General features: G+C 40.1%; 16 protein-coding genes. 10 read left to right on the top strand and 6 right to left on the bottom strand.

Annotated features, from left to right (window positions below):
* Positions 1–680 (top strand): tryptophan synthase subunit alpha (gene trpA / locus AABI99_RS11245; RefSeq protein ID WP_338365864.1); only part of this gene is annotated, 680 nt, incomplete at its 5' end.
* Between the two features lie 64 nt (positions 681–744).
* On the opposite strand, the gene AABI99_RS11240 is transcribed toward trpA, so the two are convergent.
* Together AABI99_RS11240 and AABI99_RS11235 are read right to left on the bottom strand one after the other, a co-directional pair.
* Positions 745–1,323 (bottom strand): type 1 glutamine amidotransferase domain-containing protein, encoded by a 579-nt coding sequence (locus tag AABI99_RS11240; RefSeq protein WP_338365862.1) that lies wholly within the window; start codon positions 1,321–1,323, stop codon positions 745–747.
* Positions 1,324–1,567: 244 nt separating this feature from the next.
* Positions 1,568–1,837, bottom strand: a complete 270-nt coding sequence (locus AABI99_RS11235) for an HU family DNA-binding protein (protein WP_338365861.1) — start codon at positions 1,835–1,837, stop codon at positions 1,568–1,570.
* A 172-nt stretch (positions 1,838–2,009) separates the two neighbouring features.
* Here AABI99_RS11235 and AABI99_RS11230 point away from each other — a divergent pair, with 172 nt between their 5' ends.
* Entirely contained in the window at positions 2,010–2,585 is a 576-nt protein-coding gene (locus tag AABI99_RS11230) for an inner membrane-spanning protein YciB (protein ID WP_338365860.1), read from the top strand.
* 65 nt (positions 2,586–2,650) lie between these two features.
* Positions 2,651–3,292 carry a CPBP family glutamic-type intramembrane protease gene (locus AABI99_RS11225; RefSeq protein WP_338365859.1) on the top strand — a complete coding sequence of 214 codons (642 nt, stop codon included), beginning with the start codon at positions 2,651–2,653 and terminating at the stop codon, positions 3,290–3,292.
* Positions 3,293–3,362: 70 nt separating this feature from the next.
* Here AABI99_RS11225 and AABI99_RS11220 read toward each other — a convergent pair whose 3' ends face one another.
* Positions 3,363–4,787 carry a sodium-dependent transporter gene (locus tag AABI99_RS11220; RefSeq protein ID WP_338365858.1) on the bottom strand — a complete coding sequence of 475 codons (1,425 nt, stop codon included), beginning with the start codon at positions 4,785–4,787 and terminating at the stop codon, positions 3,363–3,365.
* A 186-nt stretch (positions 4,788–4,973) separates the two neighbouring features.
* Between AABI99_RS11220 and AABI99_RS11215 the strand changes: the two genes are divergently transcribed.
* From AABI99_RS11215 to AABI99_RS11195, 5 genes are all read left to right on the top strand, one after another.
* On the top strand, positions 4,974–5,276 hold the full coding sequence (locus tag AABI99_RS11215; protein ID WP_138541259.1) for a YciI family protein: 303 nt from the start codon (positions 4,974–4,976) through the stop codon (positions 5,274–5,276).
* Positions 5,277–5,430: 154 nt separating this feature from the next.
* Entirely contained in the window at positions 5,431–5,694 is a 264-nt protein-coding gene (locus tag AABI99_RS11210; protein ID WP_338365856.1) for a hypothetical protein, read from the top strand.
* 3 nt (positions 5,695–5,697) lie between these two features.
* Complete coding sequence (locus tag AABI99_RS11205) at positions 5,698–6,372, top strand: response regulator transcription factor (protein WP_004586804.1); 675 nt, start codon at positions 5,698–5,700, stop codon at positions 6,370–6,372.
* Positions 6,366–7,703 (top strand): ATP-binding protein, encoded by a 1,338-nt coding sequence (locus AABI99_RS11200; RefSeq protein WP_338365853.1) that lies wholly within the window; start codon positions 6,366–6,368, stop codon positions 7,701–7,703. The genes AABI99_RS11205 and AABI99_RS11200 overlap by 7 nt, the downstream gene beginning before the upstream one ends.
* On the top strand, positions 7,690–8,094 hold the full coding sequence (locus AABI99_RS11195) for a hypothetical protein (protein ID WP_338365851.1): 405 nt from the start codon (positions 7,690–7,692) through the stop codon (positions 8,092–8,094). The genes AABI99_RS11200 and AABI99_RS11195 overlap by 14 nt, the downstream gene beginning before the upstream one ends.
* 88 nt (positions 8,095–8,182) lie before the next feature.
* Here AABI99_RS11195 and AABI99_RS11190 read toward each other — a convergent pair whose 3' ends face one another.
* Positions 8,183–9,217, bottom strand: a complete 1,035-nt coding sequence (locus tag AABI99_RS11190) for an AI-2E family transporter (protein WP_338365850.1) — start codon at positions 9,215–9,217, stop codon at positions 8,183–8,185.
* A 170-nt stretch (positions 9,218–9,387) separates the two neighbouring features.
* On the opposite strand from AABI99_RS11190, the gene AABI99_RS11185 reads away from it, so the two are divergent.
* Positions 9,388–10,281 (top strand): TIGR01777 family oxidoreductase, encoded by an 894-nt coding sequence (locus tag AABI99_RS11185; RefSeq protein WP_338365849.1) that lies wholly within the window; start codon positions 9,388–9,390, stop codon positions 10,279–10,281.
* A gap of 130 nt (positions 10,282–10,411) precedes the next feature.
* Positions 10,412–11,587: a GGDEF domain-containing protein gene (locus tag AABI99_RS11180; protein ID WP_338365848.1), complete on the top strand. Its 1,176-nt coding sequence runs from the start codon at positions 10,412–10,414 to the stop codon at positions 11,585–11,587.
* Between the two features lie 49 nt (positions 11,588–11,636).
* Here AABI99_RS11180 and AABI99_RS11175 read toward each other — a convergent pair whose 3' ends face one another.
* Positions 11,637–14,189: a glycoside hydrolase family 3 N-terminal domain-containing protein gene (locus AABI99_RS11175; protein ID WP_338365847.1), complete on the bottom strand. Its 2,553-nt coding sequence runs from the start codon at positions 14,187–14,189 to the stop codon at positions 11,637–11,639.
* Positions 14,189–15,463, bottom strand: a complete 1,275-nt coding sequence (locus tag AABI99_RS11170; RefSeq protein ID WP_338365845.1) for a sugar MFS transporter — start codon at positions 15,461–15,463, stop codon at positions 14,189–14,191. The genes AABI99_RS11175 and AABI99_RS11170 overlap by 1 nt, the downstream gene beginning before the upstream one ends.
* Positions 15,464–15,514 lie beyond the last annotated feature (51 nt).

The following is a 15,514-nucleotide window of genomic DNA, read 5'->3' as shown; positions in this document are numbered from 1 at the left end:
GCGGCGCGGACGCACTCGAGCTAGGTATTCCGTTTTCGGATCCAATCGCTGATGGCCCAGTTATTCAAGCAGCGAATATTCGCGCGTTAGATGTAAATATTAATACGCAAGATTGCTTTGATATAATTAAAGAAATACGCGATTACAATGCAGATATTCCAATTGGTTTATTATTGTATTCTAACCTTGTGTTTAAACACGGCCTTGAATCATTTTATAAAGATGCTAAAGCGGCGGGCGTAGACTCTATTTTAGTTGCTGATGTGCCACTGCATGAGTCTAAAATGTTTAGAAAAGCAGCCATGGCTAACGGTGTAGACCCAATATTTATTGCCACACCAAATGCTGATGACGACACCCTTCGCCAATGTGCATCTTATGGCCGTGGTTATACGTATTTACTCTCGCGTGCAGGTGTAACCGGTACCGATACTAAAGCACAAATGCCTGCAGGCAATATAGTTACTAAACTAAGTGAATACCATGCTGCCCCTGCATTGTTAGGCTTTGGTATATCAACCCCCGATGATGTAAAAGCTGCGCTCAACGCAGGCGCAGCCGGTGCTATTTCTGGCTCTGCGGTTGTTAAAATTATTGAGGCAAACCTGAGTGATTTAGACGCGATGACATCAAAGTTAAAAGCGTTTGTAGCTGATATGAAAGCGGCCACCGCATTGTAAAAACTTAAAATTGACGCATTAAAAAAGGGCATCTAAAATGCCCTTTTTTTATTAAGCTCTTAACTTAGTGAGCTTGATGCTTACCTTCCAAAATTTCTTCAATAAATTTAGCGTTAAATGCTTCTAAATCTGCAGGACTGCGGCTTGTAACTAAACCTTGGTCTACACTCACCTCTTCATCCACCCAGTTTGCACCCGCATTGATCAAATCACTTTTGATGCTTGGGAATGAGGTAACGGTACGGTCGCGTAATTTGTTAATTTCGGCAAGTAACCATGGTGCATGACAAATAGCGGCTACAGGTTTGTTTTTTTCTGCGCCAAAAAAGCCGTCTATAAACGCTTTTGCGTGCTTATCTTGACGTAACGTATCTGGGTTAAATAAGCCACCTGGTAACATTAGCGCATCGTAATCGCTGGCACTGGCATTGGTAACAAGTTTATCTACGCTTACTTTGTCGCCCCATTTATCTTCATCCCATCCAGTAATTTCGCCCTCTTTGACCGACACAATATCAATTTCGGCGCCAGCGTTAAGTAAAGCATCACGTGGCGATAACAGCTCACTTTGCTCAAAGCCATCGGTTGCTAAAATAGCAATCTTTTTACCTTGTAAACGTGTACTTGTTTGTAATGTAGACATAGAGATCTCCTTATTGTATTTGCTTAAAATAAGTTAGTTACACATATAAAAAAGCATAAGCAATGCCAACTTTAAATTATTGAAATTAAAGTAATAATTTATAATAAATGATAAGGGCTATGTAAATCATTTAGAGGGTTTGAACAATCTACATAGCAATAAAGTATTTTAAAGAAGTGACTACACGTAGGTGGCCCTAAGTTAAGCGCAATTTAGGGGATTAGAGTTAGGCAAAATAAATGATTTATAAACGCTCTTTTAGTGCTTTAGCCGGTTTAAATACGGCTTTATTAGCGCCCTCTATTTCAATACTTTCGCCTGTCTGTGGGTTTCGCCCGCTGCGCGCTGGATAGTAACTTAATGCAAAAGTGCCAAAGCCACTTATTTGCACTTGATCGCCCTCAGAAAGCGACTTTGTGATCACTTTTAGTAAACTTGATAAGGCTGCTTGTGTATCTTTTTTTGTAAGCTCGCTGTGCTGTGCCATATTAGCAACTAGTTGTGCTTTGTTCATTATAGGCTCCTAAATGCACACTTAATCAGTATTGGTTAAGTGTGGGAATATGATGATGAATAATTAAAGCCCCGCAGGCTAAGGCTTACAGTGCAACAAGTCAACCTTGTAGTTACGCTGCGTTATGTGGTAAAAACTTCCATGACTTCTTTTTGTATAATTTAGGTAGTATATGCACGCATTGATTGAATACATCCCGCTAATATTATTTTTTGCGGTATTTAAACTGGTTGATATTTACTGGGCAACGGGTTTGTTAATGGTAACAACCCTTATTCATGTTGCTTATAGCTACTTTAAGCACGGCGAAGTACCGACTCGCCAATGGGTATTTTTTGCTATCGCAGCGGTGTTTGGCACATTAACGTTAGTATTGCACGACGAACAATACATAAAATGGAAAGCCACGCTAATTTACGCGGGATTAAGCCTCACCTTATTAATTAGCCGTTATGTACTTAATAAAAATCTTGTTAAAAAAGCCCTAAGCTCAATTCTCGAAAACGCCAACGACTCTAAACAAGCGATTGATGTACCTGAGCCGGTGTGGAATAGGCTTAACTTAATGTGGGTTGCCATTACCTCTGGTATCGCGGTACTCAATATTTATATTGCGTATAATTTCTCACTCGATTTTTGGGTTAACTTTAAAGTGTTTGGCTTAATGGCCATTACCTTTGTGAGTATTTTGATCACTATTTTTTCTTTGTATAAATACTTACCTGATGAAGAAGAGCCTGCTAAATAACGTTTTGGTCATAAAAGTGTCGTCTGTGCTTGATAGCATTTATAAAAAATCAATCAGAGACGACCTTGAACGCCAATCAATACCGCTGGTTTGAATTTGCCCTCATATTTGTTTTATTGCCTTTAATAGGCTTTACCCTTCGTAGTTACCTTGCTAACTGGTTAATACCCGCACTGATTATTTTAATGAGTGTGTGTTGCATGTTATTACTGAACGACCCTCACTTTAAACGCTTTAGGCTCACAAGCCTAGGGCAGTTTTCTGCGGTAAAACGCCGTTTATTTAGTTTCTTTTTTTTAGGTGCCCTTTTTTCGGGTGTGCTTTACGGCATTATTCATCAAGAAAACTGGTTTAGTATGCCCCTGCACTCATTTTATAACTGGTTAATGCTCCTCTTCCTCTACCCGCTGCTGTCGGTATTACCACAAGAGCTTATTTTCAGAACTTACTTTTTTCATCGCTATAAACGCATTATGCCCAAAAAAAGAGTACGTATCGTGGTAAGCGCAACGGTGTTTGCCCTTGCCCATATTGTGTATGCCAATTGGGTGGCTTTAGGGTTAGCATTTTTAGGCGGGTTATTATTTTCGTTTACCTACGCGCAAAGCCGCTCAACCATAGTGTGTGTAATTGAGCATAGTTTATGGGGCTTGTGGATGTTTACATTGGGGATTGGCAGTTCATTAGACTCAGGCGCTATTAGCTAACAAGCTAAGCCGCTATTTTAAACACAAAAAAGCCGCGTATAAACGCGGCTTTTGGCAACGTTCTTTTAGTCTAAAAACCAAATAACTTAATGGCAAAAAACTTAGTCGCTACTGTGTTAATAAATATGGCTAATAAAATGACCGGAATGAACGTAGATAGAGAAAAGTTAACGTATTTCTCCATAAAACTACCCGCATAATTTGGTGAGCCTTGGCTAAGCTCTTCTGTAAGGCGCGCTTTTTTCCAGCGATACATTACAAATAAACACACCATTAAACCATTCAGTGGCAATATAGTGTCGTAAAACACATCGTAAACAATATCAAAAAAGCTTTTATTGGCGCTGCCATAACTAGTAAACGACGTTAAGCTATCAACCATACCAAACGACATTGTACACAGAACGGTTAAAATACCTGTAGAAAAAGTTAAAATACCTAACGCTTTTTTACGGCTGATCCCTTTGCGGTCGCTAAGGGTGGCTGTAGGTACTTCTACTATGGATACAAGCGAGGTAATCGCAGCAAAAAACACTAGTAAAAAGAACGAAAACGCTACCGCTGATGCCCCAAAATACCCTATATCATTTTGTAGTGCTAATAAAATTTTAGGTAAGTATACAAATATCATAGACACAGATGAGTCAGAAAGTGCGGCTGGGTCTGTATTTGGATCAAAGCTAAATATTGCTGGCAACACCATTAAGCCGGCAACAAATGCCACTAATGAGTCGGTAATAGCCACCATTTTTGCACTGCCTACAATGTCATCTTTTTTAGAGATGTACGAGGCGTATGTCATCAAAATGCCCATACCTAGCGATAGCGAGAAAAACGCTTGGCTTAATGCACCGTTAAGCACGCTCGCGCTCATTTTAGAAAAATCAGGAATAACGTAATATTTAACACCCGCCATGGCATTATCAAGCGTTAGTACGTAGGCAACTAAAGCTATTAACATGACAAATAAAGCCGGCATTAAAAACTTAGCCGCTTTTTCTATACCTTGCTTAACCCCACCTAACAAAATGAGGTTAACAATAATTACCACCACAGCCATATAACCAAACACGGTGTAGCTGTTTATAAAGCTACCGAAATGACTAGGATCGGCCAGTGCATCTAAGTTACCTAAAGCGGTTTGGCTCAAGTAGCCAAAAATCCATACGGTTATCACCATATAAAACACGGCAATCATAAACGGGGTTAATACCGCCAAAAAGCCTGCAAACTTCCATTTTTTGTCGTTATTTGCCAGCGCTTTGTACGAACCGAGCGGGTCTTTTTGCGCGTTTCGACCCATAGCCATTTCGGCCATCATGACCGGCAAACAAATAAAAGCAACAAACAAAGCGTAAACAAGTAAAAATGCACCACCACCATTTTTAGTTGCCGAGACTGGAAAGCCTACTAAATTACCAATACCTACAGCAGAACCCGCTGCAGCAAGTATAAAGCCAAGACGGGAGCTAAAGTGCTCTCTATTATTGCTCATGTATTAACCTTGTTATTTTTAAGTTATTCAAGCGACTCTACCAGTGTTTCACAGCGCTTTTCAAGCAATTACACACTAAAAATAATTAATAACTGTAAAGCTAGGTTTAACTGTAATCTGTTCACCAACTATCAACCTTGTGCTAGTATTTGCGTAATTAAACTTAACATTTTTTTGAGAATGACTATGTTGTACATGATTTATTCAACCGATGTTGAAAACAGCTTACCGCTTAGAAAAGAAGCCCGCCCCGCCCACTTAGCACGCTTAAGCGAACTCGACTCTCAAAACCGTTTATTTGTTGCAGGCCCACTGCCAGCAATTGATAGTGAAGATCCACAAGATGCCGGCTTTACTGGCTCATTGGTTATTGCCGAATTTGAATCACTTGAAAAAGCACGTGAATGGGCGGCAGCTGATCCTTACGTTGCAGCCGGCGTATACGCTAATACTGTTGTGAAACCATACAAAAAAGTATTACCAGCATAACCTGCTCCCTTAATTTAAACCGCTAATTAATTCAGGGTTGGTTCACAGCTAATTGATTAAGCTGGCAAAAGTAAAAACGCACAATAGACGTTTTTACTTGAGTTTTTATAGCTTAGTTAATTAGAATAGCTGGGTTTTATCTAGGAGTTCCGTCATGCGTGTATTATTAACCCTCGGTTTAATTGCCTGTATTAGCGTCATTGGCGCTGCTCACGCAAATCCGGCTGTTACCACAGCAGTAAAAAAAACGGAGATCAGCAAAAAGAAGGCCGTAATACTTGCAAAAGAAGAAACAGACGGTAAAACCTTAAAAATTACAGAGCAAGCAAAGTTTTATACTGTACGTATACTCAAATCTGACGGCCACGTCGTTGATTTACATATAAATAAAAAAACCGGCGAAGTGAAAAAGGATTAGCAAATGCGAATTTTAGTTATAGAAGATGATTTACACTTAGCAGACAACCTACGTAATGCGTTAGAAAAAGAGCGTTATAGTGTTGATTTATGCCACGATGGAGAAGCTGGCCTTTTCCATATCACAGAATACCCACTCGACATGGCGGTGGTAGATTTAGGCTTACCTAAAATTGACGGTATTGAGCTAATTAACAAAGCACGTGCACAAGGCGTGACTATCCCTATTTTGATTTTAACAGCGCGCGACCGCTGGCAAGACAAAGTTGAAGGCCTCGATGCTGGTGCCGATGACTACTTAACTAAGCCGTTTCATGTTGAAGAATTAATTGCGCGTTGTAACGCACTTATTCGCCGCAGTGCGGGTAAAGCAAACCCAGAAATGACTGCAGGTCCAATTAAAATTCATACTCGTTCGCAACAAGTGTGGGTGAACGACAAAGAACTAAGCCTTACAGCTTATGAGTACAAAGTACTTGAGTATTTAATGGTTAACCCGCAAAAAGTAATTTCTAAATCAGAACTTACTGAGCACATTTACGACCAAGATTTTGATCTTGACTCTAACGTGATTGAAGTATTTGTACTTCGTTTACGTAAAAAATTAGACCCTGAAGGCACATTAAACCCTGTAGAAACACTACGTGGGCGTGGTTACAGGCTTAAAAGTCAGTGGTAGCATCGCAAATATCGCTTAAAATAAGGCAAGGATTTATCCTTGTCTTTGTTTTGTTGGTGGCATTACCCATTCTATTTTACTCGATTGGTAAAGCGTATTACGCCTCACTAGTTGAAACCACTGAAAAAAACCTCGAAGCTCATTTATACTCCCTTATTTCTGAAGTCGATTTTACAGAGCGCGGCATTGTTATGCCCAGCACAATTTTGACGCCTGAGCTTAACAATCTAAATTCAGATACCTACGCCATGATTTACCGCGATGACGTACCTGTTTGGCACTCAGAATCAGCGGTTAATGTTAACTTTAAACCTCAGTACATCGAGCCTAAAGCAGGTGCAGCTGATTTCAGACGCGTGGTTTATAATAACGCAGTATATTGGCAATTAAGCCTGACGGTAATTTTAAATAATATTGATCAATCAGAGCAGGCACGTTTTATATTACTTAAACGAAACGATGCACTACTGAGGTTAATGGATGGCTTTAAGCAAACCCTCGTTGATTGGATGTTTATAATGGGGATTGCGATTGCAGCTTTAATGGCGATTGGGTTTATTTGGAGCGGCCGACCGTTACAACGCCTAGATAAAGAAATAAAAGCAATTGAGTCGGGTGACATTCAAGAAATTAAAGGGTTATACCCTATCGAGCTACAAACAATTAAATCAGATTTAAATTTATTGCTTGAATCGCAGCAGCGTCAAAAAGAGCGTTACAGAGCCTCTTTAAGTGACCTAGCACACGCATTAAAAACCCCCTTGGCGGTTTTAAAATCAAGCCCGCTTGCTAACGATGCGGATGCTCAAGAGCAACTGGATAGAATTAATGTGATGATCGAGCATCAGCTAAAACGTGCAGCCACAGGTGCCTCAGACACATGGAAAAAACAAACCCAGGTTAAACCTGTTATTGATTCTATTTTAAGTGCAATGGCAAAAGTATACCGTGATAAAGACATCATATTTAATTGTACTGTTTCGGACAAAGATTACTTTTTAGGGGATCAAACCGATTTAATGGAGTTACTCGGTAATTTAATTGATAACGCTTGTAAAGCATGTCGCTCACAAGTAGAAGTACGAGTGGTGCAAAGTAAAACACTATGTATAGGTATTAGTGACGATGGACCCGGTGTGCCCGAAGATAAACGTGAGTCTTTATTGACCCGTGGTACCCGCCTAGACACATACGAAAGTGGCCACGGTGTGGGTATGGCCATAGTCTCTGACTTAGTAAAATCGTATAACGGGCACTTAACAATTAATAAGTCTGACACCCTAGGCGGCGCACAATTTATTTTAGAGTTTAATTACCATGATAAAAAATAGCCTTTTACTAGTCTTTACGAGCTTTTTAACCCTAAGCAGTAATGTAAGTGCACAAACACAGTGTACGCTTGATAACAACGCAACACCGAGCCAAACCAAACGTTATACACAATGTTTAGACACGCAAATAAATCAGGCTAAATACAATCAAGGTACCTGGGTTCAAAAACGTAAATATGAACTCACCAAACTAGAAGAGCAAAGCGGAAACACACAAGTACTTATATTATTTAATCGCAGCATAAATAACCATCAAAAGTATATTGAAGCAAGCTGCCAATGGCGCTATATATTAAAACTACCAAATGCCAGCCAAGCCGCTATTGATTACAAACTGTGTGAACTTGCCCTCATTGAACAGTTTACCCGAGTACTTAAGCAGCCTCTTTAAAGCAAATATTAAGCTTAAAAAAAGCGATTAATACAGTGTATTAATCGCTTTTTTTATTGATCAAATATGCAATTTTAACGAGTTAGTATTATTTATCGTCTATCGACTCACCAGTACCCAGTAGTGTTGCAACCCAACGCCCTTCATCACTTGCCTCAAGCGCTATTTTAACAATCATGGTAAGTGGTACTGATAGCAGCATACCCACAGTGCCTAACAACCAGCCCCAAAATATTAAAGATAAAAACACCACTAAAGTAGAAAGTCCTAATCCCTTGCCCATAAATTTAGGCTCAACAATATTACCCATAACAGTATTAATAACTAAGTACCCAGCCCCTACAAGTCCAGCTGTTAACGCGCCTTGCGTGATGAGGGCTAATAACACTGCAGGTACTGCAGCAATTATAGAGCCTATATTAGGGATGTAGTTAAACATAAACGCTAAAACGCCCCACAATACAAAGTAATCAACGTCTAAAATCCAAAGGTAAAATGCAGCAATAATACCTGTACCTAAACTCACTAAGGTTTTAATTGCTAAATACGAGTTAATAGAGGCCAAAAAGCGGTCTATTTGCTCCATTTTTCTATCAGGATCAGCAAGCGCCATATGGATTTTTTTGCTTATTGAAGGCCCTTCAAAAAGCATAAATACCACCGTTATAATAATTAAAAACATGTTTGCCATTACGCCACCTAAACCAGTGAGCATATTAGTGGCTACATCGACCATTTTACCTGGGTCAAACATGGAGAGTATTTGATCTTTATCGATTAAAATATTGTATTGCGATGCAAGGTCGACCAGCCATACAAACTCTTCTTTTAGTTGAGCTTTATATTCAGGAAGTTGCTGAGAAAAGTCGTTAACTGATTGGCCAACAAGGCCGCCTAAACTAACACCTAAGCCTACAATCATAAGTACTACAAGTACAACAGAAACCCCTTTTGGGATACGATAGCGGCCAAAAAAAGTGATTAGCGGGTTACATACAATGGCAATAAACGCTGCCAAAATAAAGGGAATTATAATAACACTTGCGGCTTTTATACCGGCTAATACAACCACCAATGCTGCAAATATTATTAAGCTTTTATTTACGCCAGTTAAACTTGCCAACGCGCCAATCCTTTTCTTATTAAACTCGCTCTAGTGTAAGGCAAAAACTAATTAAATGAAATATTTACAAAGTGATCCTTGTTTGGTGATTCACGTAATGATTTGCAATAACATAGTTTAAATAGTATATATTTTATACGCTTTGTGTACACATATTTGGTAAGGTCGCTATGCATATATTTTTTACAGGTGCCACTGGGTTAATTGGCAAACACTTAATTCCTTTTTTGTTGCATCATCACAAGGTCACCGTGCTTAGCCGCAATAAAACCAAAGCGCACGTATTATTAGGTCATAACCTTGAAGTTGTGAGCAGCGTCACTGATGTTGATCTTAACAATATTGATGTTGTTATTAACCTTGCCGGAGAACCGATTGTTAATAAACGATGGACTCAAACACAAAAGCAAATTATTAGAGACAGCCGAATAAAACTGACTGAACAAATTAGTGATGCCATTTTAAAGTGCTCGACACCTCCTGCCACGTTTATTTCTGGTAGTGCAATTGGCTATTATGGCAGGCAAGATGAGCCCCCTGTTGATGAAACCACTTATACCATTCATGATGAGTTTAGCCATCAACTATGCAAAGACTGGGAAAGTGCTGCTTTACAAGCGCAAAGCGATAAAACACGCGTTTGCCTATTACGAACAGGTATAGTATTGAGTAAGCAAGGAGGGGCATTAAGTAAAATGTTACCCGCGTTTAAGTTTTTTTTAGGCGGCCCGATTGGCGATGGTAAACAGGGTATGTCGTGGATCCATATTGATGACATGACTCAACTCATTTTATTTATTATAAAACATCCATCGCTTTATGGGCCAATTAACGCCACTGCACCCACCCCAGTTAGCAATAAAGCATTTAGTAAAAGTTTAGGTAAAGCATTATCTCGCCCTGCGGCCCTAACCATGCCAAGCCCTGTGTTAAAAGTGTTGATGGGTGAAATGTCTGATTTACTCACTACTGGCCAATATGTAATACCCAAAAAAGCGTTAGCGCATAATTACCGTTTTCATTTTACGGATATAGATTCGGCTTTGGGAAGTTTAATAAAGTAGGTGTATTCAGCATAGATACACCTAATAAAGGTTATAAAAATACTACTTTAAGCTAGGTTACTGTAATCGATATAAGCTTTAGTATTTAGCCTCCATTAAAATAGTCGTTTTATAATAAAAGAACCTTTCTATGCTGCACTTACCAACCGTTATAAGCCTTTCTTTTATTTTAAACCTTATAATCGGGCTATATTTTGTCTCTATTTATCAATATAAAAAACAAACTAGTTTTTTATATTTGGGCCTTGCTTGTATCACCTTTACGTTCGCCATTCTATGCGCAAGCTTACGCGTAATCATTGCATGGCCGTTTATTACCCATTATTTTGCCAGTCTATTTATTATTGCTTGCCCACTTTTTTTAATTATGGGATTAAAAGCACTCAACCCGTTAAATAAAAGCATATGCAGGCAAGTTAGCTATTTACTATTCGTGGCTGCGGTATTTTTACTCGCAGTTTACAACACCGCTGTAGAGCAAGTATTGGTTAGTTTAACTGTGGCAGGGTTATTTTTGTATGCTTCGTATATTGTTTTAAACACCCGCTTTATAGCAAAATTACAGCAACGTATGCTATTGCTTTGCCTATTACTGCATGCGCTCGTTATGCTAATACAGGGAGTTTTATTACTGTTGTCGTTTGTTACTTCGCTCAACTTTAATTTTACCTCTGTTTTGCAATTTACTTTGCCTGTACACTTAATGCTTGCCACCAGCGCCGCCCTATTGCTGCCTTTTTTAGTGTTTGCCAATACAGAGCATACTCTCAACTCACTCGCTAATCGCGATCCATTAACCCAGCTATTAAATAAACGCGGCTTAAATGCAATTGCCAATACGTTATTTAGTAAAAATAATGCCGAACACCCTATTAGCATAATCATGGTCGATATAGACTTTTTTAAGCGCGTTAACGATGAATACGGACACGATGCAGGTGATGAGGCAATTAAATGGGTTTCGCAACATATTGCAGCGCTTTTTTCTAACAGCGCGGTTACCGCGCGTGTTGGCGGCGAAGAGTTTGCAATTTTACTTAACCACTGCACTTCAAATGAGGCACAGTGCGCGGCAAACACCCTCAGAAAAAACATTAAAAACAAGCCTTTTAGCTATTACGGCAACACCATTTATTTAAGAATAAGCGCAGGGGTTGCATGCAGCGATACTCAAACAAGCTCTTTCAAATCGCTACTTAGTGCGGCAGATAAGCGCTTGTATATTGCTAAAACCACAGGACGTGACAAAGTTATATATGAATCTGCACAAAACCCTTTTATAAATAACAAACCGGTTTGCACATAAAAAAGCCCTTTTATTGAAGGGCTTTGACATACACACTAAAACAAAATAGTTACTGGCACTTAAGTACAGCAGAGTCTGCCTTATTTGGCACAAACTGAATGTTTGCTACCGACACTGAGGTCTTGCTGCTTGCATGTAAACTGAACGGGCTTGTAAGGCTTGCAAAGTCTACACCTTGGTTAGCAAAACAACGTAAGTCTACCGACACCGACTGCCATTTATTTGTGATTGTTTGATCAACCATTTTACTCAAGGCAATCTCACCACCACACTCACCTGAACAAGTCATAGCAAGGTTTACGTCATCGGTTAGTGGTTCATTGAGCTTAATATCAAAACTAATCACGCCATTAGCCTCTAAATACACAATGGTATCTTCAGCAAAACTTGTGACTATTTCAGCACTTGCCTTTTGCTCGCCACTAAACTTAAATTGGCGCGCGTCTTCTTGAACTGTTTTATCCTCAGTACGGTATTTAAGTGCACCCAGTTGATGAGTACTACTTGATACATCTAACAGCTCATCGCCAGATTTAAGTAATAAACGCCACGGCGCAACCGGTGCGCCAACTAAAATATCCATACTAGTGAGCGCCGAATTATCCAAGTTAGACTCTTCATTCAAGTCATCAGCCAATACATTTTTATCGCCATACGTTAAACCAAAGCCGTACGGTAATAATGGGCTGTAATCGTCATCGCCTTTATTAACCGTTGCTTGTACTGCTGTTTTAGGCCATGAAAACGATAGCTTGCCGCTGAAGTCATGTTGAATGCTGCCATCTTTGGCTTTTAAAATAACATCGGCAATACCGCCGCCTTCTGTACCTGGAAGCCATGCTGCAACAAAAGCATCTGAGGCATTTAGCTCACTGTTAACCCACATAGGACGACCTGAAATAAATACCGAAACAACAGGAATGCCTTGTGCTTTTAACGACTTTAATAAGGCGAGCGATTTTTTATTACCGCGTTCAAATTCTAAATTATCTCTATCGCCATGGCCTTCTGCGTATGGTTCTTCGCCAAATACAACAATGGCAACATCTGGACGTTGCTCAAACGAACCATCTGCACTTAAAATGGCTTGACCACCTGCGGCTGATATTTGCCCTTCAAGACCGGCATAAATAGACGTTGCACCGGGGAAATCAGCATTTTTGTTATTCGTCCCTTGCCAAGTAATACTCCACCCACCCGACTGCTTACCTATGTTATCGGCGCCATCGCCTGCAATTAATACAGTTTGGTTTGCATCAAGAGGCAAAATATTGTTTTTGTTTTTAAGTAAAACAAGTGATTCGCGTACTGCTTGACGCGCAACTTCGCGGTGCTGCTGAGCACCAATTAGCTCAGTTTTACCCGAAAACTGACGTTTAGCCGGGCTTGGTTTATCAAATAAACCTGCACGTAATTTAACGCGTAAAATTCTACTTACTGCATCATCAATACGCGACATGCTAATTTCGCCCGCTTTAACTTGCGCTATGGTATTTTCATACAGCGGCTTCCAAGCGCCCGTTGGCACCATAAAAATATCTAGCCCCGCATTAACAGCCTGTGCACAGCTCTCATTTGTACAGCCTTCAATTTGGCCGTGGCCGTTCCAATCACCTACAACAAAGCCATCAAAGCCCATGCGGGTTTTAAGCACATCGGTTAACAGGTATTTATTGCCGTGGTTTTTAACCCCATGCCAGCTATTAAACGACGCCATAACCGACTGACTGCCCGCCGATAAGCCGCCTACATAACCTTGCGCATGTATATCAAACAAATCTTGCTCACTGTCGATGTTATTGCCTTGGTCATCGCCATCGACTGTGCCGCCATCACCTAAAAAATGTTTAACGGTGCTAATAACACGTTTATCACTTAAAAAGTCGCCATCGGCCCTGCCCTGTAAACCATTTACAATTGCGGCTGAATAATCGCGTACAATGTGAGGGTCTTCTGAATAACCTTCATAGGTTCTACCCCAGCGGTCGTCACGTACAACAGCCACAGTGGGTGCAAACACCCAATCAATACCCGTAGCCATTACTTCAACCGCAGTAATTGCGGCTATTTGTTCAATCAATGCAGGATTATTTGCCGCACCTAAACCAATATTATGTGGAAATAAGGTCGCGCCAATAACATTATTATGACCATGCACTGCATCAGTGCCCCACATTGTCGGTATTTTACTGCCATCGATAGAACCATCTACCGACGCCTGATAAAAATCTTCAGCCAATTTTACCCAGTCCATTGGTGTTGCGTGTTTATCACCGTTAGGAAACGCACCGCCCCCATTTAAGTATGAGCCAAAGCCATACTTGCGCATGTCTTCAACGGTAATATCACGAATTTCTGGTTGGATCATTTGAGCTACTTTTTGCTCAAGTGTCATGGTTTTTAAATAGTCAGCTATTTTGGCTTCAATTTTTGGATCTTGTTTTACGGCAATATTAAGTTTTGGCCAAATTTGTTCTGTTTTAGACAACGCATTATTAGCTTCAGGAGTGGTTGTCGCGTCATTTGAACAAGCCGCTAACATGCCTACTGATGCAATTAATGAGGCACGTGCTATTTTATTAAGTGAAAAAGGGGTTTTCATTATAGAGTCTCCTGAGCTTGAACTGGTTTGCTGCCGCTTAAACCATAAAACGCGATAAATAAGTAACAAAAAATAGGTAAAATATACGAAAGTTGCACACCCACACTATCAGCAAGTGCACCTTGTAAAAGTGGTACTATGGCCCCCCCTACAATTGCTAAGCACAAAATACCAGAGCCTTGTGCGGTATGCTTACCAAGGCCGTTTAACGCTAAACTAAAAATAGTTGGGAACATAATAGAGTTGAATAAACCAACCAGCAGTATTGACCACATCGCTAATTGACCCGACGTGCTCATAGCAATAACCACCAAAACAATAGCCATACTTGCATTAAAGCCAAGTACTTTACCAGCGGGTAATTTTTGCATTACAGCTGCACCAATAAAACGCCCCACCATAGCTCCACCAAAATAATAGGTGATGTAGTGAGCGGCAACATGCTCTTTTAAACCGGCTATATTTTCTTGGGCTAAAAAGCTAACTAAAAAACTACCAATCGCAACCTCTGCGCCTACATACATAAATATACCCACAGCACCGAGTGTTAGGTGACGGTATTGCCATGCACTGCCCTCAATTGTCTGTGACTTTTGTGCGGCTTGTTTTTGCTCATTCATTATGTCTGGCAATTTAAGCCAAGCAAAGATACCGGCTAGTAAAATAAGCATGCCAGCTAATAGTAAATAAGGAAGTTGTACCGACTCTGCATTTTGCGCGGGTGTTAAAAACGCCTCAGAAGCAGAATCTAGAATCAAAAATGCCCCAAATGTAGGAGCAACCGTGGTGCCCAGCGCATTAAATGCTTGAGTCATTGTCAAACGCGAAGATGCTGTCTTAGGTGCTCCAAGTAAACTTACATAAGGGTTTGCAGAAACCTGCAATAAGGTAATACCGCTTGCCAGTACAAATAAAGCAAACAAAAATACGGGGTAATTATGTAGCGCCGCGGCTGGATAAAAAAGCACACAACCACACGCTGCAATAAGTAACCCAACTACAATGCCTTTTTTGTAGCCTAATCTTTTTACAATGTGGCCACTTGGCAGTGACATTAAAAAATAAGCCCCAAAAAAGCAAAACTGTACCAGCATTGCTTGTACATAAGATAAATTAAATACCGCTTTTAAGTGCGGGATCAAAATATCGTTTAAGCAGGTAATAAATCCCCACATAAAAAATAAAGTAGTTAAAGACGTTAGTGCAAAACCATAATTTTTATCTTGGTAGCTTTGCGACTGTGTGTGTGTCGTCAGTGGTGCTGAACTGGCCATAGGCTCTCCGCAATTTATTATTATAAATTAACGCAAAGATCGCGATTAAAA

This window comes from uncultured Pseudoalteromonas sp. (genome assembly GCF_963922945.1).
Lineage (GTDB): Bacteria > Pseudomonadota > Gammaproteobacteria > Enterobacterales > Alteromonadaceae > Pseudoalteromonas.
This window is presented reverse-complemented; position numbering and strand designations above follow the sequence as displayed.